We start from the raw sequence: 20244 nt of genomic DNA, 5'->3' as shown, positions 1-20244 counted from the left end.
TTCGAGTTTCGCGAAGCGAAGTATCGAGAACTTGACATTCACGATATCTTTAATCTTTTAGAAGGTTTTAGAATTTAGTTGTTTGTTTGAGAACCATCACTTATAGTGATGGTTTTCTGCTTTTGTGAACATCCGTGAAAGACTCCCAAGAGTTTTGGCAGACCCCGATTCGAGATCGGGGTCAATTCAACTTGTACAATTCATCTATCAAAGCTCATGAATCATAAATTTCATTGAGTTGTTTGTTTGAGAACCATCACTTCCAGTGGTGGTTCTCTGCTTCTGTGAACATCCGTGAAAGACTCCCAAGAGTCTTGGCAGACCCCGATTCGAGATCGGGGTCAATTCAAATTACATCATCTTCACATCTAATGATCTCAACAATTGTACATCGACGTTTGGTGTATTTGTAACCTTTATCTTACCAAATGCAAACGTTTTCGGCAGTCATTTTTCTAACATTTTATCTTCTTTTTTGTTTTATTTTACGATTTCGAAGCTTTTTTTTAACACTACAACGTTGTAGTAATTTTCATTGCTTTTCCTGTTAATTTTTAATATCTAAATTGCCAATAACTCAAGTAAGCATACCAATAACTAAATTATTCTTAATTAACCATGACAAATTTTATGAACCCCTTAGCGAAAACGTTACAGCGCACAATAACGTTTTCGCAAGCGCTACTGTTGGTAGCATCTTCTTTTTTCTTTTCTTACTCTTATGCGCAGACCCCGAATGACGACCGTGTACTTCTCCAAGGCTTTTATTGGGAGGCAGCCGCCAACAATCCCGGTGACTGGTACAATATTGTCAATGCTATGTCAACCGAGATCTCCAACATGGGTATCGATATGATCTGGCTGCCACCACCAAGTGATGCAGGTTCCCTAGAAGGGTATCTTCCGCGCGAACTGAACAACTTCAGCAATAGCTACGGGAATCTACAAGAACACACCGCCATGCTTTCGGCTTTGAATTCTAAAGGAATCGAGCCTATTGCCGATATCGTTATCAATCATCGTGTGGGAAATACAAACTGGGTGGATTTCATGAACCCACAATGGGGAACCAATTCGATCACCAACAATGACGAAGTATGGAGCCAACCAGAATATTCGAATGTATTTCCGAGAGGAAACGGTGATACTGGTACACCCTATGAAGCAGCACGTGATATCGATCACACACAGACCTATGTACGCCAAAGCATCAAAGATTTTCTTAATAACCTTAAGGCAATAGGATACAAAGGATGGCGATATGACTTTGTGCACGGCTTCGATACCTCTTATTTTACGGAGTATAACAATGCCACTAGCCCAACCTACTCTGTTGGAGAAAATTACAATAGCAACAAACAAGTAGTGCAGGACTGGATCGACGCTACAGGCTCTAACGCCTTCGATTTTCCAACATATTTCACCTTAAAAGCAAGCATACGGGATAACAATTACTCTTATTTGGCCACTAACGGGCAAGCATCTGGTGGTATTGGATGGGATCCAAGAAATTATACCACCTTCGTAGAAAACCACGACACACCGCGCTATGACACTCCAAACAATGTTTTGAACGGAAATAATGTAGGACAAACCTATGCCTATCTCCTTACACATCCTGGAGTACCGTGTATCTACTGGCCACATCTTTTTGATTGGGGGAACGGCGTGAAACAGCAAATTGTAGACCTTATCGGAGTACGAAAAGCAGCTGGTATCCACAGCCAAAGTGCTTTAGAAATTGTGACAGCCGAAAATGGACGCTATGCAGCTATAGTTTCGGGTGACAATCATAGAATCGCCGTAAAGATGGGGCCCGATAACTGGAGCCCACAAGGCAATTGGCAATTGGTAGCTTCTGGAAATAACTATGCTGTTTGGAAAGAAGGAAATATACCTCCTCCCTCATCCTTTACCGTATATGCATACAATTATACGACAGCATACACTTGGAATGACCAGCAACAGGCAACTTCGGGTGGGTGGCCAGGTACCAATATGACCAGCGATGGCGGAAATTGGTATAGAACCACAGTTCCTGGGGACTGTACAAACATCATATTTAGCAACAATGGTGCTGGACAGACTGCAGATCTCGTGGCTTGCAAAGAGGCGCCTTATTATTATGAAGGACAGTTCTATGCTGATAAGCCCGGAACTGGAGGAAATTCGGTAACGCTTTATGTTCGCAATAAAAGCCATGCTTATACTTGGGCAAACAATCAACCGACTTCTGGTGGTTGGCCAGGGACGCAAATGCAATCTCTTGGCAATGGTTGGAGAAGCTTCACGCTCAATGGCGCGGCATGTACCAACATTATCTTCAGCAATAATGGTGGTAACCAAACGCAAGATCTCTATGGCTGTAACAACAAACCTTATTACTATAATAATAGATGGAATACCAATCCGCCAAGTAGTTTTCCATCTGCAGCCAGAAGTCTAAATAATGATAGTTCCCTTCAACTAACGAAACCAGCGCTTTCCCCTAATCCTTTCAAAGAGACTGCCACACTCAGCTTAGAGGTGGCAAAAGAGCGAAGTGACGTGCAGGTTCAATTGACCAATAGCATGGGTACTTCCACCATGATCTATCAAGGGACTTTGGCCAAAGGTAAACATCGGATAACCCTTGATATGCGCAGCAGACGCTTGCGTAAGGGTATTTATGTTTGCAACGTTATGGTCGATGGCATGATGACCACGACCAAGCTTGTAAAACATTGATAAAAAGCTTACTTGAAAAGAAACGCCTCCGCTATTGGAGGCGTTTTTATTCTAAGGTACTAATGATTCAATCTAATTTCGGTAGAACAAAATCGTCCAACGCACTTTTCTGTGCCATGAGCTTTTCGATCTCTTCAGATTTGCGAGGGGCCATCGAAGAAAGATTCACCGGCCCATCTTTGGTGATTAGGATGTCGTCTTCAATGCGGACGGCAATACCCCACCATTTCTCATCACAAGGACTTCCCTCTGGGATATAGATTCCAGGCTCTACTGTGATCACGGTATTCTCTTTGAACAGCTGATAGGTGCCCTTATCGTGCACGTCCAATCCTAGGTAATGAGAGGTCCCATGAGGAAAATATTGACGAGCGTCATTGTCATTCTTAGCGATGCCTAAAGCGATGAGCCCCTTATTGATCACATTTCTCGCCGCATTACCAGGAGCCTGAAATGGTGCCCCTACTTTCGATGCAGCAATTCCCGCTTCTTGGGCTTCGTAAACGAGATCGTAGATGGTCTTTTGCTCTTCGGTAAACTTGCCACTTGCAGGAATTGTACGCGTAACATCAGCGGTATATCCATGATATTCAGCTCCAAGGTCCATTAAAACCAAGTCCTCTCCTACTTTGGGTTTATTATTGTCAATATAGTGCAGGATGCATCCGTTATTACCTCCACCTACAATCGACGGGTATCCCTCATACTCCGCGCCATACTTTTTATAGACAAATTCATGCACTCCCTGTATCTCGGTTTCAGACATATTGGGATGCATGGCCTTCATGATCTCTATTTGTCCCACCGCCGAAATTTCAACTGCCTTCTTTAATAAGGCCATTTCCTCGGGCAACTTGGTCTCGCGCAAGGTGTTCATGATCTCTTCAAGGGCGGCCGTCTCAATATTGCTATGCTGCACCTTCAACTGTATCTTGTCCTTGAATTCCTTCCTGCTGGCATTATCGACAGCGTTGGCATAACCATTGAGCAGTTCATCTTCCCTCAAGCTCTTGTAATAGCTAAGATAGCGGCCTAGATTTTGGGCCACACTCGCACTGTTCTCTATATCCGTAGCTGCGATGGTGGTATAAATGCGTTGCTTTGTAGGGTCATAATCTGACGGATAGTCGGTTTTGACCTTAAAATGCTTCACCAGATCGAATAAGTCCGCATTGTTGCGATCAGAATTTCGATAATCGTTCTTGAACTCGTAGCACAATACCTTATCATAGGACTTGAAGTCTATGCCCACAGAAAAAAAGTCCTTTCCCTCGAACGCCACCTCAAAACCCAATTGTTTCTTTGCGCCCTCCACTCCGAGTCGTTTCCCGTTCCATTGTTCCGCTCTCGGATCTCTTGGCTGCACAAAGATCATCTCATCATAGGTGTTGCCCGTTGCGTCACGCTGATCTTCAGAAAAGATCAACAGCACGGCATTTGGCTCCTTATAACCTGTTAGATAATAGAAATCTGGATCTTGATGATATATATAATCCACATCGTTCGATCGGTTGCGCTCTGGATTTGCGAAGAAAACGGCCACACTATTTTGAGGCATCATGTTGCGTACCGCCTCCCTTCGGCCTTTATGAAAATCTGCCGACAGATAATCTTGTGGCACCTCTTGTCCAAAAACAAACACACCCCCCATGAAAGAGAGAAAAATAGCTGCAATAATTGATTTCATGATATATCTTAACGATTGAACTAGAAAATTACTAATTCTATCGTGAAGCGCACGAATCCCTTAACATTTATTTACAATAAACTTGTGGAAGAATGGAAAAATCGAACCATAATTTTTCAATACCTTAGCGCGAGTTTTTGAAAATCAACAATGGGTTAAATGTGATCGATACACCCAAAAAATACTAGGTCATTATGAAAGATACAGCACTTAATGATACGCATATCGCCCTTGGTGCCAAAATGGTTCCATTTGCTGGATACAATATGCCAGTACAATATGAAGGAGTGAACATAGAACATGAAACCGTCCGTAATGCGGTTGGTGTTTTCGACGTTAGCCATATGGGTGAATTTTTGGTCGAAGGTCCAAATGCCTTAGCGCTGATTCAAAAAGTATCTTCAAATGATGCATCCAAACTAACGGTGGGTAGAGCGCAATACAGTTGTTTCCCCAATGATACGGGTGGCATTGTTGATGACCTCATCGTGTATCGCGTAAAGGAAGAAACCTATCTATTGGTCGTCAATGCTTCCAACATTCAAAAAGATTGGGATTGGATAAGCGCTCACAACGATGTCGGAGCAGAAATGAGAGATCTTTCAGAGAACTACTCCTTATTGGCCATCCAAGGACCGAAAGCCGTCGAGGCCATGCAGTCACTGACCTCTATAGACCTTTCAGCGATAAAATTCTATCATTTTGAAGTGTCGGATTTTGCCGGTATCGAACACGTGATCATTTCGGCAACTGGATATACCGGTTCTGGTGGATTTGAGATCTACTGCAAGAATAGTGAGGTGAAGCAAATTTGGGACAAGGTGCTAGAGGCAGGAGCCGATTTTGGTATCAAGCCGATCGGACTGGCGGCACGAGATACGCTTAGGTTAGAAATGGGCTATTGTCTTTATGGGAACGACATAGATGACACAACATCGCCTATCGAGGCAGGTCTTGGTTGGATCACCAAATTCAGCAAAGATTTCATCAATTCAGAAAATTTGCAGAAAGAAAAAGAGCGAGGCCCAGCGCGTAAACTTATCGGTTTTGAGTTAGAAGACCGTGGCATTCCTCGTCACGGCTATGATATTGTGGATAGCAACGGAAATAAGATCGGAGAGGTAACCTCGGGCACGATGTCTCCTTCCCTTGGTAAAGGAATAGGAATGGGATATGTACCTGCGATCTTCGCCGATGAGGGAAGCAATATTTATATTCAGATAAGAAAGAATGCCGTACCCGCCAAGGTCGTAAGACCGCCATTTTATAAAAAATAGCTACCAACGTAGCCCAAAAGTCTATTAGAACTTGACCAGAGTATTGATCATAGGAGCCAGTGGATTTATAGGTAATGCGCTCTATAAAGAGCTATGTGCCTACGTGGACACCTATGGTACTTATTTCACGAATAAATCGTTCGTAAATAATCAACATTTCTTCAATTTTGATGTGGAACGGGATTCGATCGAAGATATCGTCTCCAAGCTGCGACCTACCATCATTGTCTCGGCCATTCGAGGTAATTTTGAAGCACAGATCTCCATGCATCAATATTTGTGCGACTATGTAAAAAGCCATCATTGCAAGGTCATCTTTCTTTCATCAGCGAACGTTTTTGATGCCTTTACCAACTACCCTAGCTACGAATATGACAAAACCCTTTCCGAAAGTATCTATGGCCGCCTAAAGATCAAGATAGAGAACATGCTGATGCGGCTACCACAAAAAAAATGGAGTATCGTAAGACTACCCATGGTATTCGGCGTGAAATCACCTAGAGTAAAGGAACTAAAGCTGCATCTAGAGAACAATATCGCCTATGAGGTGTTCCCCAATTTGGTAATGAACGTGATCAGCGATTACAAACTCACACAACAATTACATTATATCATCAACAGGGACCTCAGCGGGATTTATCATCTCGGCAGCACCGATTTGGTGCATCATCATGATTTTATAGAGGAGCTTGTGGAATCTTTGCGATTAAAAAAGCCGATCTATAAGAACGTCTATACTTCCAATTTCGACCGTTTTCTCGCCGTGTTGCCTAAAGACCATAAGCTCCCTAAGCATCTTCAATGCTCTTACCAAGACGTGTTAAGACATTTGGTGAAATAAATACGGGTAACCTAAAACAAGTCCTATTTCTCACACCAGATTGTAACATTCTGATTTATAATAATTTATTTATTAACTTTAGTTATGCGAACTAATCATTGACCAACATGCAAAAATTAAATGAAAAAGAAATTCAGCAGCATTTAGAAAGCCTTCCAGGATGGGAATATAGAGACAATGCCATCGAAACCTCTCTAGAGTTCAAGGATTTTAAAGATGCTTTCACCGTGATGACGCGGATCGCTTTTGAGGCGGAGTCTCAAAATCATCATCCAGAGTGGAGCAATGTGTATAACAATGTATCGATAAGGTTAAGCACCCATGATGCTGGAGGAGTCACTAAAAAGGACTTCGAATTGGCCAGAGCGATCGAAGATGTGATCGATGATGGCAATTGATCTGTTTCGTATGGCCTAATTCACAACATTTTCAACTTTATCCACAGCCATTTTTTTAGCAATTCTATTTTATTAAATTTGCCTTTGTTAATATCAAAATTGACTCATGGGAAGAGCATTCGAATTTAGAAAGGCACGTAAGATGAAGCGCTGGTCGGCAATGGCCAAGGCATTCACAAGAATTGGCAAGGACATTGTAATGGCCGTTAAAGAAGGTGGCCCTGATCCGGACTCCAACTCGCGTCTTCGTGCGGTGATTCAGAATGCGAAGGCTGTGAACATGCCCAAGGACAACATCGAAAGGGCTATAAAACGCGCCTCTGACAAAGACCAAGGAGATTACAAAGAAGTGGTCTTTGAAGGTTATGGCCCTCATGGAATTGCTGTTTTGGTAGAGACCGCCACCGATAACAACACGCGTACCGTTGCCAATGTTCGCTCCTATTTTAACAAATGTGGTGGTAGTCTGGGGACATCGGGCTCGGTGGCCTTCATGTTTGACCATACCTGTAATTTTAGGATCGATCCAGAAGGACAAGATGCTGAGGAATTGGAGCTCGAGTTTATCGACCATGGTGTGGAAGAGGTCTTTGTAGATGACGACGGTATTCTACTCTACGCGCCCTTTGAAAGCTTTGGTGCCATCCAAAAGGAATTGGAAGCGAGGAATATAGAGATCCTTTCTTCTGGTTTCGAACGCATTCCACAAGTGACCAAAGAATTGACCCCAGAACAAGCTGCCGAGGTCGAAAAGTTGCTAGAAAAGATCGAAGAGGATGACGATGTCCAAAACGTATATCACACCATGCAGGAAACTGCAGATTAAGCCATAACTAACGCAATCTAACTATCCAAACATTCGAAGGGCCTCGGTATTTTTCTGAGGTCTTTTTTCGTTTTGTATCGTTGGTTTTCATAAGTTAGTACGACCAATGCATGGTCAATTACCTTTTACTATGAAAAAGATCGTTCTTCCTCTCTTACTTTTCAGCATCCTTTTTTCAGGAAAAGCCCAAGAAATGAACAACAAAAAACTGGGAGTCATCATCAACCAAGTGGCAGATACCGTGCAAGGAGATGAGGGTCGCTGGCAATTTTTGATCAAAGAGACCATGCTTATCTGTGTTACGGACGAAAATCACAATCGCATGCGTATTATTTCGCCCATCGTAGAAGCTTCGAAACTTACCGAGGAATTGATGCTCAATTCTTTGGTAGCTAACTTTCATACCGCCTTGGACGTCAAATATGCCGTCAGTGATGAGATCGTCTGGTCGGTCTTTATTCATCCCTTAAGAGAGTTGAGTTCAGAGCAGGTAGAAGATGCTATCTCACAGGTCTATTATGCGAACAACACATTTGGCGTCTCCTTTTCCAGCACCAACCTGATTTTTCCTGGCAATACAAAGAAAGAGGAACGCTCCAGTCCAGAAGAAAATAAAAGTAAGATCTGAAGCTGATTTGCAAGTGACGGGTGACGGTCGTCAGCTATCAGTCGTAAGTTATCAGTTGTCAGTTGTTAGTCGACAGTTGACGGTTAAAATATATTTCATGGAAAGAAGCACTCTTAAACGCTCAACGCTCAACTCCTAACTACGTATACTCTGGCACCTTCCCTACCACGCCTTCATAGAATTGATGCATGAATTTGAAGTCGGCCTCCATGTCATCTGTTGGATAAAAAAGCTCGGAGAATTTTACTTCTTTCTTACCAAAATCCAAAGCTGCCATACAGATAGGCACCTCCGCCTCTTTGGCAATAAAGTAAAACCCTGTTCGCCATTCATCCACTTTCTTTCGAGTTCCTTCGGGAGCGAGTGCCAATCGGAATTTCTCTCGTTCCTTGAATATCTGCGCGATGGCCTGTACCTTATTTTGATTTTCAGAACGATTTACGGGGGCGCCACCCATCCAGCGAAAGTACCAACCAAATGGTGGTCTGAAGAGGGATTTCTTTCCGATAAAATTGATCTCTTCTTTGATGATCGATCGTACCAAAGCGGCAATTGGGAAATCCATCCAATGTGTATGTGGAACAACTATGACCAGGCATTTGTCCACTTTGGGAAAGGTACCGATCAACTTCCACCCTAAAAGCTTGTGATAAATGACCTTTGCAAGCCAACGCATATTACATCTTTTGATATAAGGTACGCAATTTTTTTCTGGTGATCACCTTTTTCCAATCTTCGCCACAGGCATTTTCCCAAAGTGGTTCGAGACTTAAGGCCACATCGATCATCACATCGAACTGTTCGTCGGTAAGGTCTTTGCACAGCCCTTTTGGAATGGCTACCCCATGTCTCCTGACCATCTCTTTAAACTCTGCAACTCCTTTGGGATAAAATTCTTGCAGATGGTCAAAAACGATGCAATTACCAACGCCATGCTTAGTTCCAAGTAAATAGGAAAGTCCGTAACTCATAGCATGGGCAACCCCTACTTGACTGTAAGCAATACTCATGCCTCCATGCCATGAGGCCATCATCAACTTGTTTTGTGCCTCTTCTGGCGAAAGGATATCTTTTAAAAATACTTCTTGGCAGAGGTCATAGGCCTTCTCGCCATAGCTTTGACTAAAGGCATTGATATAAGTACCGTTGAGGGATTCAATACAATGGATATAGCAATCCATACCGGTGTAGAACCATTGGTCCTTTGGGACCGTTGTGGTCAACTCAGGATCCAAAATTACCTGATCGAAAGTGGTATAATCTGAATTTAGGCCTAGTTTCTTTGCAGGGCCCGTCAAAACCGCTGTACGAGAAACCTCGGCACCTGTTCCAGAGATGGTAGGTATCCCAACATGATATACTGCCGGGTTCTTTATGAGGTCCCATCCTTGATAATCTGCAGAACTCCCGGGGTTGGTGAGCATCAAGGCTACCGCTTTTGCAAGATCTAGGATGGTTCCGCCACCGATACCAATAATACCCGCGATAAAAACCGTCGAATCTGCTAGTATCTTATCTCTCAATGTATCTACCTGCTGCGTCTTTGGCTCCTCGTTGGCGGACACAAATATCAGCATATCGTTCTCTTCAAGTGGGATGCGCTTTAGAAAAGCTTCTCTCCCCTCAAAAAAATCATCTACCAAATACACAAAAGGCGCATCGTTTTGAGTCCGCTTTGGAATTAATATTTCTTGGAGCTGATCAAAACTACCTCGCCCGTAGACCACACGAGGTACCATCGGAAAATTCTTAAACGTCATTCAGTCGTTGCTTTATCGGTTGCCTTTTGCACTTGCAAAAATATTCAATATGCTTTAAAAGCAGATTCAAAGTTATATTAATTTATATGATTGAGGAAGTTTTGAAACTTTTCAAAAAACAATCCCACGTGATATCCGTCCATCAGCGCGTGATTGACGCTCACAGAAACATTCATCAATCGCTTCCCATTAACCAACTCGGCCTTCCCGAAGGCCAATTTGGGCACCGATTCCCTGATGTTGCCATTTACAGGCTCTTTATGTCCTGTAAAGTTTATCCATGGCATGGCCGAGCAGTAGATGCAATCATCTGTGTTTGTTGGCGGGAAGAGATCGTCTGAGTTAAAAATACGGGCCTTTTCTTTTGCAATATTATCCGAGAAAAAAGAGAGATCTTCGTTAAAATGGATGAACGAAAAACCAAAAGTAGTATCTTCTCGTAGGATGGTAGGCGAGGCATGGATGACGTTATATACGACCACTTGGTCTTCGTCATGGATCCGATATTTGAAATTCTCGATCGCATTGATCGCCCTCATACAGGCATGAAGATATACCGCAAAGAAGCTCAATCCTTCTTCCTTCGCATACTTAAATGCATTGGTGACATCGACGGCCGCCGTCACCGCGAAATACGGATCCGAAAAAGTATTGAAAAAACTAAAATGTTGTTTTCTATTCCAACTATCGATATCCAAATACCTCACTTATGGCAAAAGTTTTAGAAGTTCCTTTAAACTATTGATGGTCCTATATTGTTTGCCATTGGTCTCTTCTTTCGTCACCTCTTCGTGTGCCCAGGTCGTATGAAAGGGTACATGCACAGCATTGGCGCCGATTGCCACCAAGGGTAGAATGTCACTTTTTAACGAATTGCCCACCATCAAAAACTCGGAGGGCTTGATATCCAAATGCTTCAACAAGTTGGCATAATTGGTCTCTTTCTTGTCACTCAATACTTCGATGTGATGAAAATGATCGCTCAAATTGGACTTTTCCAACTTGCGCTCCTGGTCCAAAAGATCGCCTTTGGTTGCAAGAATAAGCCGGTATTTTGGAGATAAGGTTTTTAGAACCTCTTCTACTCCATCCAAAAGCTCCACAGGTTTATTGAGCATATCCTTACCTATATTGAGAATGCTATCTATGGTCTTATTGGAAACACTATGGTTAGAAAGTTCTAGAGCAGATTCAACCATCGAAAGTACAAAACCTTTAACTCCATATCCATATAGGGGTAGATTTTGCATCTCCATTTTAAAAAGCTCTTGGTCGATCTTATTCTCGGTCTCAAACTTCGAAAGGAGCTTGGCAAATCGATGTTCGGCCTCTCTAAAATAGGTTTCGTTGACCCAAAGGGTGTCGTCGGCATCAAAGCCAATCACCTTGATGTGATTATACATTGAGTTGTTTTTTTGCGCGTTCCAGGTCTTCGGGAGTATCGATCTCGATTCCTTGGACGGTAGTTTCTATCATCCGTATCTTTTTGCCATATTCCAAATATCGTATGGCCTCTATCTTCTCGGACGCTTCAAGAGGTAACATGGGTAAGCGATAGAAGTCCATCAAGGCCTCTTTTCTAAAGGCATATACTCCTTTGTGCTTGTAATACTTGGCCCCAACATTCTCCGCTCGCGGAAATGGTATTACCGATCTTGAAAAATACAATGCAAAACCTCGATTATCCACGATGACTTTCACACAATTGGGGTTTCGTATCTCTTCCTCATCTGTGATATGAACCATTAGTGATGCGAGGTCTATTTCTTTTTTGTCATCGGTTTTGAATACCTCCAATACTTTCTGTAGGCTATCCTTTTCGGTAAAAGGCTCGTCCCCTTGCACATTCACTACGATATCTACATCCATTTCTTCGACCGCTTCGGCAATACGATCGCTACCGCATTCATGTTCTTTTTTGCTCATAATGGCCTTCCCACCGTGTGTAGTGATCTCATCATAAATGACATCGCTATCGGTGACAACGTAGACCTCATCAAAAAGTCCGGTATCCTTTGCAGCTTCATACGTTCGTAAGATAACGGTCTTCCCTCCCAGGTCCTTCATCAATTTACCAGGAAATCGGGAAGCAGCATAACGCGCGGGAATCATTGCAATTGCCTTCATAAAAGTTTATCATTGGAGGTGTAAAAATACAATTTAATGTACGAGCGAAGCAAGATGCGCTTCGAATTGCATTTAAAAAGCTTGAGTGAATTTATTAAAAGATGAAAACCTGTCTGCTTCACACAACCCAGTATCTTTCTCTTTAGATCACTTTTTTTTAGAACTCTTCGCTTCGGACCTTTTTAGGGCGAATCTTTCGATATACTTTTCTAAACAAAATTGCAATCAAGACAACCAGAATAATGGCTATAATGGGAACGAAGATCGAAGCTACCGACATTACTGAGGCCGTCGCGGTCTCGACGGTACTTACCACCGGGTTGGCAACACCCCCGGTAGTCGCTGTGGACGTTAAGCGTGCGGCACTTGTGGTTCCTTTGATGGCCGTTGCTGTACCCCCACCTGCGATGATGGCCAATGCCCATGTTACCACGGGGTCTAGATCTGCTGCAGTGGCAACTACGACTGCCGTACCAGCGATTGCCGCCAAGGGCACTGCGATAGTATCGAGCAAATTATCGACCCAAGGAATATAGTACGCGAAAATTTCTACGATAGTGGCAACGCCAAGAGCGATGACCGCCGCCAGGCTCCCCACCCATTCCCAACTGTCATTCAAAGGAATAACATCGTAGAAGCCCGCCAAACTTAATGCAAAAAGAGGGACAAACACCCTAAAACCGACCGATGCCGCCAATCCAACACCTAGAAAGATACTAATAAGAGTTTCTGAAGCCATATGATCCTTTTCTAATAGGTTGTGCAAATACTGGTTTAGTTACACTTAGCCTGGAAAGTTACGATTTTTAATGGGTAACAAAAGCATCATCTTTAAAACCAATCAGGTATAATTTGTCTTTAGCCCTGGTCACTGCCGTGTACAACCATCGCAGGTAATCCTTGTCTGGCCCGTTTGGAAGGTATGGTTGCTCGATGAATACGGTATTCCATTGCCCTCCCTGAGATTTATGGCAAGTGATTGCATAGGAAAACTTCACTTGTAGTGCATTAAAAAATTTGTTGTTCTTCACTTTAAGAAATCGTTTATAGTTGGCACGCTCATCGGCATAGTCCTGTAAAACCTCTTGATACAGGCGGTTGCCGTCCTCATAGGAAAGCGAAGGAGTCTCTGCCATGATCGTGTCTAGAAGCAGCACGGTTTCAAAAGGGCGTTGATTTGGGTAATCCACCATTCGCACTTTGACCTCCGCGAAACGAAACCCGTAAAGCTCTTTGATCGCAAAGATCTCCATTACTTCGATAATGTCACCATTGGCGATAAAGCCAGCTTCAGAAGTCTCTTTGAGCCAGAAATAATTATTTTTCACCACCATTAAATAATCGCCTGTAGATAACTCGTTATCGTTAAAGAGTATGCGGCTTCTAATTTGTTGATTGAATAGGTTGGCGCGTTTGTTAGAACGTACGATGATCGCCGTATCTTCATTTCCATTCGCTTCGTAGGATCCCATCAGGGCATTTTGAACGTCATGTCCGTCGACCAATCTTTCTATATCCGAAAAACCGTTGATCTCAAATTTGAAATCCTCATAGAAACCTTCTTCTAGTTGTTCGCGAAGGGAGGTGGCGTTCATAAGGATTCCTGAGCCTTCTGCCTGCCTCATTACTTCATCCATTTCTATTTTTGTCACATCCTTGTTATAGTTGAGCGAAAGACGATCCTCATCCAATGCTGGGCTCATGTCTAACTTCACGGGAGGTAACTGGGCAGTATCACCGATCAGTATCAACTTGCAATTGTTGCCAGAATACACATACATCATTAGGTCGTCCAGCAACGATCCGTTTTCAAATAACTTTGAATCCGAGGGTGCATCGGGGATCATTGAAGCCTCATCAACAATAAAGACGGTATTTCTGTGCTTGTTGGGCTGCAATACAAATTTTACACCTCCTCCTTTTTCTTTTCGCGGGAAATAGATCTTCTTATGAATTGTAAACGCTGTCCTTGAAGAATAACTGGTGATCACCTTGGCCGCACGCCCGGTGGGGGCCAATAAAACCGACTTCATTTTTGTATGCCATAAATGCTGAACCAATGCCCCGATGATGGTCGTCTTTCCAGTACCGGCATATCCTTTCAAGAGAAATAATCGATTGGGCTCTTTGGCAAATAAAAATTCAGCAAGCTGCTGCAATACAATATCTTGTGTTTGTGTTGGCTGAAAAGGAAATTTCGCTACAAGCAACTTATAGAAAGAACTGGCGTCCATATATGATTTATTGGCCTCAAAGATACATATCAATTTTCCCTTAAAAACTTCGGCAAATAAAAAAAAATTGTAGATTTGCTATATAACGTCAAATAAATTTATTCATAACCAATGAAAATAGCAATACAAATTGTTCTGTGGGCATTAAGTGCATTTTTCGGATACATGATCTACAAGTCAATCAACGGTCCTATTGAATTTAATAAAACCAAAGAGGCAAGATTTGCCAAGGTGATCGATAAATTAAAAGATATTAGAGATTCACAGGTTGCTTATAAGACTGTCACCGGAAAATACGCAAATGATTTCAACTCATTGGTAACTTTCATTGATACTGCAAAATTTACGATCACGCAGCGTAGAGATTCCAGCTACATGGCTTTTGACGAAGCATACGGAATTGACAGACTGAATGAGATCGTTATCATAGACACCCTTGGATTTGTTCCGGTAAAAGACTCTTTGTTTGGCGAGGACAACCGTTATAAGAATATGATGGATGTTCCTTTTGCTCAGAACAACGAGAAATTCACTATGAAAGCAGGTACCGTGGAAAAAAGTGGATTTACACTGCCGGTATTTGAAGCCAAAGTGAAAAAAGATGTTATTCTATACGACCAAAACAAGACCTTATTGGCGCAAGAGAATGCCTTAGTTTCTGTTGAAGGTGTCAATGGACCCGAGATCATCGTAGGTTCGTTAACAGAAGTTAGCACCAACGGAAACTGGCCATCGACCTATGACTCAGCAGACGAGCAATAATATAGATAGTACATTAAAGAAATTGTCCATTCAAGTTGGTTTGAATGGACTTTCTTTTTGTATTCTGGATACGACGACCCAAACGATCGTTGATCTACAGCATCATCCATTCGATAAGACGACACATTTGGAAAAGCTGCAGAATAAAGTATCCGAGATCTTCGAAGACGCTAAGCTACTCGATCAATCCTTCCAACATGTGGCCGTTTCCTATGTGAATGAACTGGCGACCTTTGTCCCTAAAGCGCTTTTCAATGACAAAAAGTTGGCAGACTATATCAAGTTCAACAATAAGATCCTCATAAACGACTACATTACCTTCGACATTGTCCCCAATAACGACATGGTAAACGTTTATGTCCCTTATATGAATTTGAACAATTATTTTGTAGACTGCTTTGGCGAATTTGAATACAAGCATTTCGCGACCATATTAGTGGCAAACGTATTGACCAAGAGCACCAATTTTGACCATTCGGCCATGTATGTGAATATCCAAAGCAAGCAGTTCGAGATCATAGTGATCAAAGGGAAAAAATTGAACTTCTATAATTCCTTTACCTGTGAAACAAAAGAAGACTTTATTTATTATTTGCTCTTCACCATTGAACAGCTGGCATTAAATACCGAGGAATTACCACTATACTTTTTGGGAGATATCGACGAAGAAGACGAACGCTACAAACTGGCCTATACCTATATCCGACATGTACAATTCGGAAATCGAAACGACCGCTATTCTATCGACGAGCATCTCAAGCAGGTTAGAGGATATGACCATTATACCCTGATCAATAATTTATAATGCGTATCATTTCGGGAAAATATAAAGGCAAACGACTGATCGCCCCAAAGAAACTTCCTGTGAGGCCAACGACCGATTTTGCCAAAGAGGCCCTTTTCAACATTCTTAACAATGACTTCTATTTTGACGAGGTGGCGTTGTTGGACCTTTTCGCCGGCACCGGAAACATCAGCTACGAATTTGGTAGTCGCGGTACCGAAAACATCACCTGTGTGGACAGCAATGCCGGTTGCATTCAATATATAGGTAAAACGGCGCAAATGCTTGAGTTGAACATCAGAGCGATAAAGAGTGATGTTTTTAAGTTTTTAGAAAAGGCCAAGTTGGAGGTCGATATCATTTTTGCGGACCCCCCTTACGATTTTGAACACGATCAGTTTGCAAGGATCCCAAAACTTGTCTTTGAAAATAAGCTTTTGGGAGCCGAAGGATATCTTATCATTGAACATAGCAAGCACACCGATCTTTCCGAACTCCCGAAGTTCAGCTTTGCGAAGAAATATGGCGGTAGCGTGTTTAGTTTTTTTGAATGGAATCCGTAACTTTTGCCCATGAAAGCTCTTCAAAAACAGGATCTACTGGATTGTCATCAGCGGATTGCCGAACATATTCACAGAACCCCAGTATTGACTTCGCGCTTACTGAACGAGATCTCTGGTGCTGAACTTTTCTTTAAATGTGAGAACTTTCAGCGGATGGGTGCTTTTAAAATGCGTGGAGCAGCACATGCCATCAGTCGATTGACCAAAGAACAACAACAGCGAGGAGTTGTAACGCATTCTTCAGGAAATTTTGCACAAGCATTATCTCTCGCGGCCAGGTCCTTAGGTGTTGACGCGTATATCGTTATGCCTAATAACGCACCACAAGTAAAAAAAGATGCGGTGAAAGGATATGGCGGACAGATCATAGAATGCGAACCCACCTTAACAGCCAGAGAAAAGGCAGCCAAAAAAATCGTAGAAAAATATGGCGCCACCTTTATCCATCCATCCAATGATCTTGATGTGATCCTTGGTCAAGGTACCGCGGCGCAGGAATTATTAGAAGATCAACCCAATCTAGATAATATTTTTACCCCAGTCGGTGGTGGCGGACTCATTGCTGGCTCGGCCCTAGCGGCCCATTTCTTTGGAAATGATTGTAAGACCATCGGTGGTGAGCCTTTTGAGGTAGATGACGCCTACAGATCGCTAAAAAGCGGAAAGATCGAGTTCAATGAAACGACCAACACCATTGCCGACGGATTAAAGACGCAACTCGGCGATATCAATTTCCCGATCATTCAAAAATATGTCGATCGCATCATTCGTGTAGAAGAGCAAGAGATCATCGAGGCCATGCGACTGATCTGGGAACGGATGAAGATCATCATCGAACCCTCATGCGCAGTTCCTTTTGCAGCACTCCTTCGTGAAAGGACATCTTTTAAAGGAAAAAAAGTTGGCATTATACTTTCGGGTGGAAATGTGGATCTGGGAAAGCTTCCGTTTTAAAGCGAGAAGAAAAATAGAACTATTCTCCAAGTGGTAGCATCTGGTATCAAAGACGAGGTAAAGGATAAGGCAGACCCAGACCTCCATCAGGGTGAAACCGCCTGCGGACGGGCAGGTTCGACCGCGCAAATCACATACCGCAACATGTACGGCACAAGGATTTGCTGTCTCAGTAAAATAAGCAGGCCATAAGCCGGATTCTGTCGAGCCTTATCATTTATCTAGGATAACAATTACTCATTACCTCTAACCGCCTACCCTCCCACCTTGGGCGTGCAACCCTCAAATGTGGGTTTACATGGCGTTGCACCGCATAGAGTTTACCTGATTTCACTACAGCCGAACTGTACATCCTTTCTGTTGCACTGGTCCTCCCCCGAGTACTCGGAGTGACGGGCGTTACCCGCTATGCTGCACTACGGTGTCCGGACTTTCCTCCCCCCTGATCACTCAGGGAAGCGATAAGGTGGCCTGCTGGTCTGCAAAAGTACGTAATTTGTACTTTCAAAATTTTATATAAAAAAAGAAAGTCGATACCACCGCACCGACTTTCATGGAAGATTGGAGCATCTGAATCATCACAAACAAATCGCTCAACCAGTTCCTATTATGATATACGTTCTAAACACGTATTAAGAATGTAATTACTTATGCATTCGCAAAGCGGGCAAACATAAAGAAAAGAAACAACAATCAAGCCAAAACTTTGTGAACGCCTAGAAAAACCATGTGAACCTTCGAATATTGTGGTTGACTATCAGAGATATACCTCAGAAATTCCGTGGTCTTGAAAAAGTAGACTTCCCTCTTGTTGATAACTCCTGTATCAATTCTTCGCATTTTTATAGCTGTTTTTAATTCAATTTTTAACTTTGTCTATATACGATAACGCACTGTCTGTGGAACATTTTGTAGTATCTGCCCGTAAATATCGACCCCAAACATTCAAAGATGTTGTGGGGCAGCAGGCTATAACAAATACTTTGGAGCATGCCATAGCCAGCAATCACTTGGCCCAAGGATTATTGTTTTGTGGACCGCGTGGTGTGGGTAAGACTACCTGTGCCAGAATTTTGGCTAAAAAGATCAATCAAGACGGGACCGAGCATCCCGATGAAGATTTTGCTTTTAACATCTTTGAACTCGATGCTGCGTCCAACAACTCCGTCGATGATATAAGAAACCTCATCGACCAGGTACGTATCCCTCCACAGGTTGGGAAATACAAGGTGTACATTATAGACGAGGTGCATATGTTGTCTGCGGCGGCCTTCAATGCTTTTTTGAAAACCTTGGAGGAACCTCCGAAGCATGCCATATTTATATTGGCAACGACCGAGAAGCACAAGATCATTCCGACGATCCTTTCTCGTTGCCAGATATTCGACTTTAAAAGAATTACCGTCAAGGACGCCAAAGAATATTTAAAATACATTGCAGAAAGTCAAGGTGTGGAAGCCGAGGACGATGCTTTGCATATCATTGCCCAAAAGGCCGATGGTGCCATGCGCGATGCGCTGTCGATATTCGATCGCGTTGTGAGCTTCTCTGGAAAGAATCTTACTAGAGCTGCCGTGACTGAAAACTTGAACGTGCTCGATTATGAGACTTTTTTCAAAGCGACCGAGCTTATCCTTGAGAACAATATCCCTCAGCTATTGATCGATTTTAATGACACTTTGGCAAAGGGTTTCGACGGGCATCACTTTATCGCGGGCTTGGCCAGTCATTTTAGGGACCTGATGGTCTGTAAGAACGAAGCGACCATCCCATTATTGGAAGTTGGTGAGAGCACGCAACAAAAATACTTGGAGCAGTCGCAAAAAACGTCCTTGCCATTTTTGATGAAAGGGATTGCCCTTGCCAACGAATGTGACTTTAAGTACAAAACCAGCAAGAATCAGCGGTTGCTAGTGGAGTTATGTCTAATGCAGTTGGCCTCTATCACTTTTGATGGAGAAAAAAAAAATAGCAAGTCCTTCATAATTCCTGCCTCCCACGTTGGAAAGCAAGGTATTAAGGTCACACTCCCTGAAAAAGAAGAACGACCACCATCGCGATCCGAGAGTGAAACTGTGGTCGAAGCGCCGCTTGTGGCAGATCCATCGGTTTCAGAAACCACCGCTGTTATTGAAAAACCAGTAACGGCACCCGTAAAGCTAGACATCAAAGTTCCTGGAAAAAGAGTGTCTGGATTGTCGCTTTCCAGTATCAAGGCTAAACAGGCCCATCAAGAAAAATTAGATGCCCAAGAGAAGAAACAGGAGGTGCTTCCAACAGAAGCATTTACGGAAGACACGATGCGAAAAGCCTGGGCCAGCTATGTAGAGAAGGTTCATCAAAAAGGAGAAAAGATCATGGCCTCGATCCTAGAGGTCGATACTCCTGTTCTTAAGAAAGAGACAGAGATCCATCTCTCACTTCCCAACGACACTATGAAGGTCGAATTGGAGCGGGCGCAATATCCACTGATGGAACATATTCGAAAAGAACTCCAAAACTATGATGTAACGCTCGTTATCGAAGTCAATGAAGAGGCCACGAAGAAATATGCCTTCACCCCATTGGAGAAATACGAAAAACTACGCGAAAAGAATCCGCTGATCGATAAATTGCGAAAGGAATTCGATCTGGACCTCTAACGCCTCCACCTTTTTTTCGGATCATCATTTTAAA

Annotated in this window: 19 protein-coding genes and 1 other RNA gene; 11 read left to right on the top strand and 9 right to left on the bottom strand. The window is 42.9% G+C overall.

Annotated elements, in window-relative coordinates:
* Positions 1 to 630: 630 nt before the first annotated feature.
* Positions 631 to 2727, top strand: coding sequence for a starch-binding protein (locus tag ACFQ1M_RS04905; protein WP_386404733.1), 2097 nt, complete (start codon positions 631 to 633; stop codon positions 2725 to 2727).
* A gap of 67 nt (positions 2728 to 2794) precedes the next feature.
* On the opposite strand, the gene ACFQ1M_RS04900 is transcribed toward ACFQ1M_RS04905, so the two are convergent.
* On the bottom strand, positions 2795 to 4414 hold the full coding sequence (locus ACFQ1M_RS04900) for an aminopeptidase P N-terminal domain-containing protein (protein WP_386404730.1): 1620 nt from the start codon (positions 4412 to 4414) through the stop codon (positions 2795 to 2797).
* A gap of 194 nt (positions 4415 to 4608) precedes the next feature.
* Here ACFQ1M_RS04900 and gcvT point away from each other — a divergent pair, with 194 nt between their 5' ends.
* From gcvT to ACFQ1M_RS04875, 5 genes are all read left to right on the top strand, one after another.
* Entirely contained in the window at positions 4609 to 5691 is a 1083-nt protein-coding gene (gene gcvT, locus ACFQ1M_RS04895; protein ID WP_386404727.1) for a glycine cleavage system aminomethyltransferase GcvT, read from the top strand.
* A gap of 31 nt (positions 5692 to 5722) precedes the next feature.
* On the top strand, positions 5723 to 6532 hold the full coding sequence (locus ACFQ1M_RS04890; protein WP_386404724.1) for a sugar nucleotide-binding protein: 810 nt from the start codon (positions 5723 to 5725) through the stop codon (positions 6530 to 6532).
* 107 nt (positions 6533 to 6639) lie between these two features.
* Positions 6640 to 6930: a 4a-hydroxytetrahydrobiopterin dehydratase gene (locus tag ACFQ1M_RS04885; RefSeq protein WP_386404721.1), complete on the top strand. Its 291-nt coding sequence runs from the start codon at positions 6640 to 6642 to the stop codon at positions 6928 to 6930.
* A 106-nt stretch (positions 6931 to 7036) separates the two neighbouring features.
* The gene (locus ACFQ1M_RS04880; protein WP_386404718.1) at positions 7037 to 7756 is read left to right on the top strand and encodes a YebC/PmpR family DNA-binding transcriptional regulator; all 720 of its coding nucleotides are present in this window, start codon (positions 7037 to 7039) and stop codon (positions 7754 to 7756) included.
* 130 nt (positions 7757 to 7886) lie between these two features.
* Positions 7887 to 8384: a hypothetical protein gene (locus tag ACFQ1M_RS04875; protein WP_386404715.1), complete on the top strand. Its 498-nt coding sequence runs from the start codon at positions 7887 to 7889 to the stop codon at positions 8382 to 8384.
* Between the two features lie 139 nt (positions 8385 to 8523).
* On the opposite strand, the gene ACFQ1M_RS04870 is transcribed toward ACFQ1M_RS04875, so the two are convergent.
* The 7 genes from ACFQ1M_RS04870 to ACFQ1M_RS04840 form a co-directional block, all read right to left on the bottom strand.
* Positions 8524 to 9060 carry a 1-acyl-sn-glycerol-3-phosphate acyltransferase gene (locus tag ACFQ1M_RS04870; RefSeq protein WP_386404714.1) on the bottom strand — a complete coding sequence of 179 codons (537 nt, stop codon included), beginning with the start codon at positions 9058 to 9060 and terminating at the stop codon, positions 8524 to 8526.
* 1 nt (position 9061) lies between these two features.
* The gene (locus tag ACFQ1M_RS04865; protein ID WP_386404711.1) at positions 9062 to 10144 is read right to left on the bottom strand and encodes an iron-containing alcohol dehydrogenase family protein; all 1083 of its coding nucleotides are present in this window, start codon (positions 10142 to 10144) and stop codon (positions 9062 to 9064) included.
* 77 nt (positions 10145 to 10221) lie between these two features.
* Positions 10222 to 10851, bottom strand: coding sequence for a CatA-like O-acetyltransferase (locus ACFQ1M_RS04860; RefSeq protein WP_386404708.1), 630 nt, complete (start codon positions 10849 to 10851; stop codon positions 10222 to 10224).
* Positions 10852 to 11547 (bottom strand): HAD family hydrolase, encoded by a 696-nt coding sequence (locus ACFQ1M_RS04855; protein ID WP_386404705.1) that lies wholly within the window; start codon positions 11545 to 11547, stop codon positions 10852 to 10854.
* Positions 11540 to 12271 (bottom strand): 3-deoxy-manno-octulosonate cytidylyltransferase, encoded by a 732-nt coding sequence (gene kdsB, locus ACFQ1M_RS04850; RefSeq protein WP_386404702.1) that lies wholly within the window; start codon positions 12269 to 12271, stop codon positions 11540 to 11542. Before kdsB ends, ACFQ1M_RS04855 begins: the two co-directional genes overlap by 8 nt.
* A 157-nt stretch (positions 12272 to 12428) precedes the next feature.
* Positions 12429 to 13010 carry a DUF4126 domain-containing protein gene (locus ACFQ1M_RS04845; protein ID WP_386404699.1) on the bottom strand — a complete coding sequence of 194 codons (582 nt, stop codon included), beginning with the start codon at positions 13008 to 13010 and terminating at the stop codon, positions 12429 to 12431.
* Between the two features lie 67 nt (positions 13011 to 13077).
* Positions 13078 to 14505, bottom strand: coding sequence for an ATP-dependent DNA helicase (locus ACFQ1M_RS04840; protein WP_386404697.1), 1428 nt, complete (start codon positions 14503 to 14505; stop codon positions 13078 to 13080).
* Between the two features lie 111 nt (positions 14506 to 14616).
* Here ACFQ1M_RS04840 and ACFQ1M_RS04835 point away from each other — a divergent pair, with 111 nt between their 5' ends.
* From ACFQ1M_RS04835 to ACFQ1M_RS04820, 4 genes are read left to right on the top strand one after another with little or no spacing between them, the layout of a single operon-like run.
* Positions 14617 to 15267 (top strand): hypothetical protein, encoded by a 651-nt coding sequence (locus ACFQ1M_RS04835; protein WP_386404694.1) that lies wholly within the window; start codon positions 14617 to 14619, stop codon positions 15265 to 15267.
* Positions 15245 to 16072 carry a DUF3822 family protein gene (locus tag ACFQ1M_RS04830; RefSeq protein ID WP_386404691.1) on the top strand — a complete coding sequence of 276 codons (828 nt, stop codon included), beginning with the start codon at positions 15245 to 15247 and terminating at the stop codon, positions 16070 to 16072. The genes ACFQ1M_RS04835 and ACFQ1M_RS04830 overlap by 23 nt, the downstream gene beginning before the upstream one ends.
* Positions 16072 to 16614: a 16S rRNA (guanine(966)-N(2))-methyltransferase RsmD gene (gene rsmD / locus ACFQ1M_RS04825; protein ID WP_386404688.1), complete on the top strand. Its 543-nt coding sequence runs from the start codon at positions 16072 to 16074 to the stop codon at positions 16612 to 16614. Before ACFQ1M_RS04830 ends, rsmD begins: the two co-directional genes overlap by 1 nt.
* A gap of 9 nt (positions 16615 to 16623) precedes the next feature.
* Positions 16624 to 17568 (top strand): threonine ammonia-lyase, encoded by a 945-nt coding sequence (locus ACFQ1M_RS04820; protein WP_386404685.1) that lies wholly within the window; start codon positions 16624 to 16626, stop codon positions 17566 to 17568.
* Between the two features lie 174 nt (positions 17569 to 17742).
* On the opposite strand, the gene rnpB is transcribed toward ACFQ1M_RS04820, so the two are convergent.
* Positions 17743 to 18046: RNase P RNA component class A (rnpB, locus tag ACFQ1M_RS04815), an RNA gene on the bottom strand.
* 421 nt (positions 18047 to 18467) lie between these two features.
* Between rnpB and ACFQ1M_RS04810 the strand changes: the two genes are divergently transcribed.
* Positions 18468 to 20210, top strand: coding sequence for a DNA polymerase III subunit gamma/tau (locus tag ACFQ1M_RS04810; RefSeq protein WP_386407059.1), 1743 nt, complete (start codon positions 18468 to 18470; stop codon positions 20208 to 20210).
* The last annotated feature ends 34 nt before the right edge of the window (positions 20211 to 20244 follow it).

Source organism: Sungkyunkwania multivorans (genome assembly GCF_042675645.1).
GTDB classification, from domain to species: domain Bacteria; phylum Bacteroidota; class Bacteroidia; order Flavobacteriales; family Flavobacteriaceae; genus Sungkyunkwania; species Sungkyunkwania multivorans.
This window is presented reverse-complemented; position numbering and strand designations above follow the sequence as displayed.

Coding starts and splice junctions, on each gene's coding strand:
- ACFQ1M_RS04870 (WP_386404714.1), bottom strand. CDS start 9,060: ATGCGTTGGCTTGCAAAGGTCATTTATCACAAGCTTTTAGGGTGGAAG.
- ACFQ1M_RS04905 (WP_386404733.1), top strand. CDS start 631: ATGAACCCCTTAGCGAAAACGTTACAGCGCACAATAACGTTTTCGCAA.
- ACFQ1M_RS04855 (WP_386404705.1), bottom strand. CDS start 11,547: ATGTATAATCACATCAAGGTGATTGGCTTTGATGCCGACGACACCCTT.
- ACFQ1M_RS04835 (WP_386404694.1), top strand. CDS start 14,617: ATGAAAATAGCAATACAAATTGTTCTGTGGGCATTAAGTGCATTTTTC.
- ACFQ1M_RS04875 (WP_386404715.1), top strand. CDS start 7,887: ATGAAAAAGATCGTTCTTCCTCTCTTACTTTTCAGCATCCTTTTTTCA.
- ACFQ1M_RS04845 (WP_386404699.1), bottom strand. CDS start 13,010: ATGGCTTCAGAAACTCTTATTAGTATCTTTCTAGGTGTTGGATTGGCG.
- ACFQ1M_RS04880 (WP_386404718.1), top strand. CDS start 7,037: ATGGGAAGAGCATTCGAATTTAGAAAGGCACGTAAGATGAAGCGCTGG.
- ACFQ1M_RS04900 (WP_386404730.1), bottom strand. CDS start 4,414: ATGAAATCAATTATTGCAGCTATTTTTCTCTCTTTCATGGGGGGTGTG.
- gcvT (WP_386404727.1), top strand. CDS start 4,609: ATGAAAGATACAGCACTTAATGATACGCATATCGCCCTTGGTGCCAAA.
- ACFQ1M_RS04865 (WP_386404711.1), bottom strand. CDS start 10,144: ATGACGTTTAAGAATTTTCCGATGGTACCTCGTGTGGTCTACGGGCGA.
- rsmD (WP_386404688.1), top strand. CDS start 16,072: ATGCGTATCATTTCGGGAAAATATAAAGGCAAACGACTGATCGCCCCA.
- ACFQ1M_RS04820 (WP_386404685.1), top strand. CDS start 16,624: ATGAAAGCTCTTCAAAAACAGGATCTACTGGATTGTCATCAGCGGATT.
- ACFQ1M_RS04830 (WP_386404691.1), top strand. CDS start 15,245: ATGACTCAGCAGACGAGCAATAATATAGATAGTACATTAAAGAAATTG.
- kdsB (WP_386404702.1), bottom strand. CDS start 12,271: ATGAAGGCAATTGCAATGATTCCCGCGCGTTATGCTGCTTCCCGATTT.
- ACFQ1M_RS04840 (WP_386404697.1), bottom strand. CDS start 14,505: ATGGACGCCAGTTCTTTCTATAAGTTGCTTGTAGCGAAATTTCCTTTT.
- ACFQ1M_RS04885 (WP_386404721.1), top strand. CDS start 6,640: ATGCAAAAATTAAATGAAAAAGAAATTCAGCAGCATTTAGAAAGCCTT.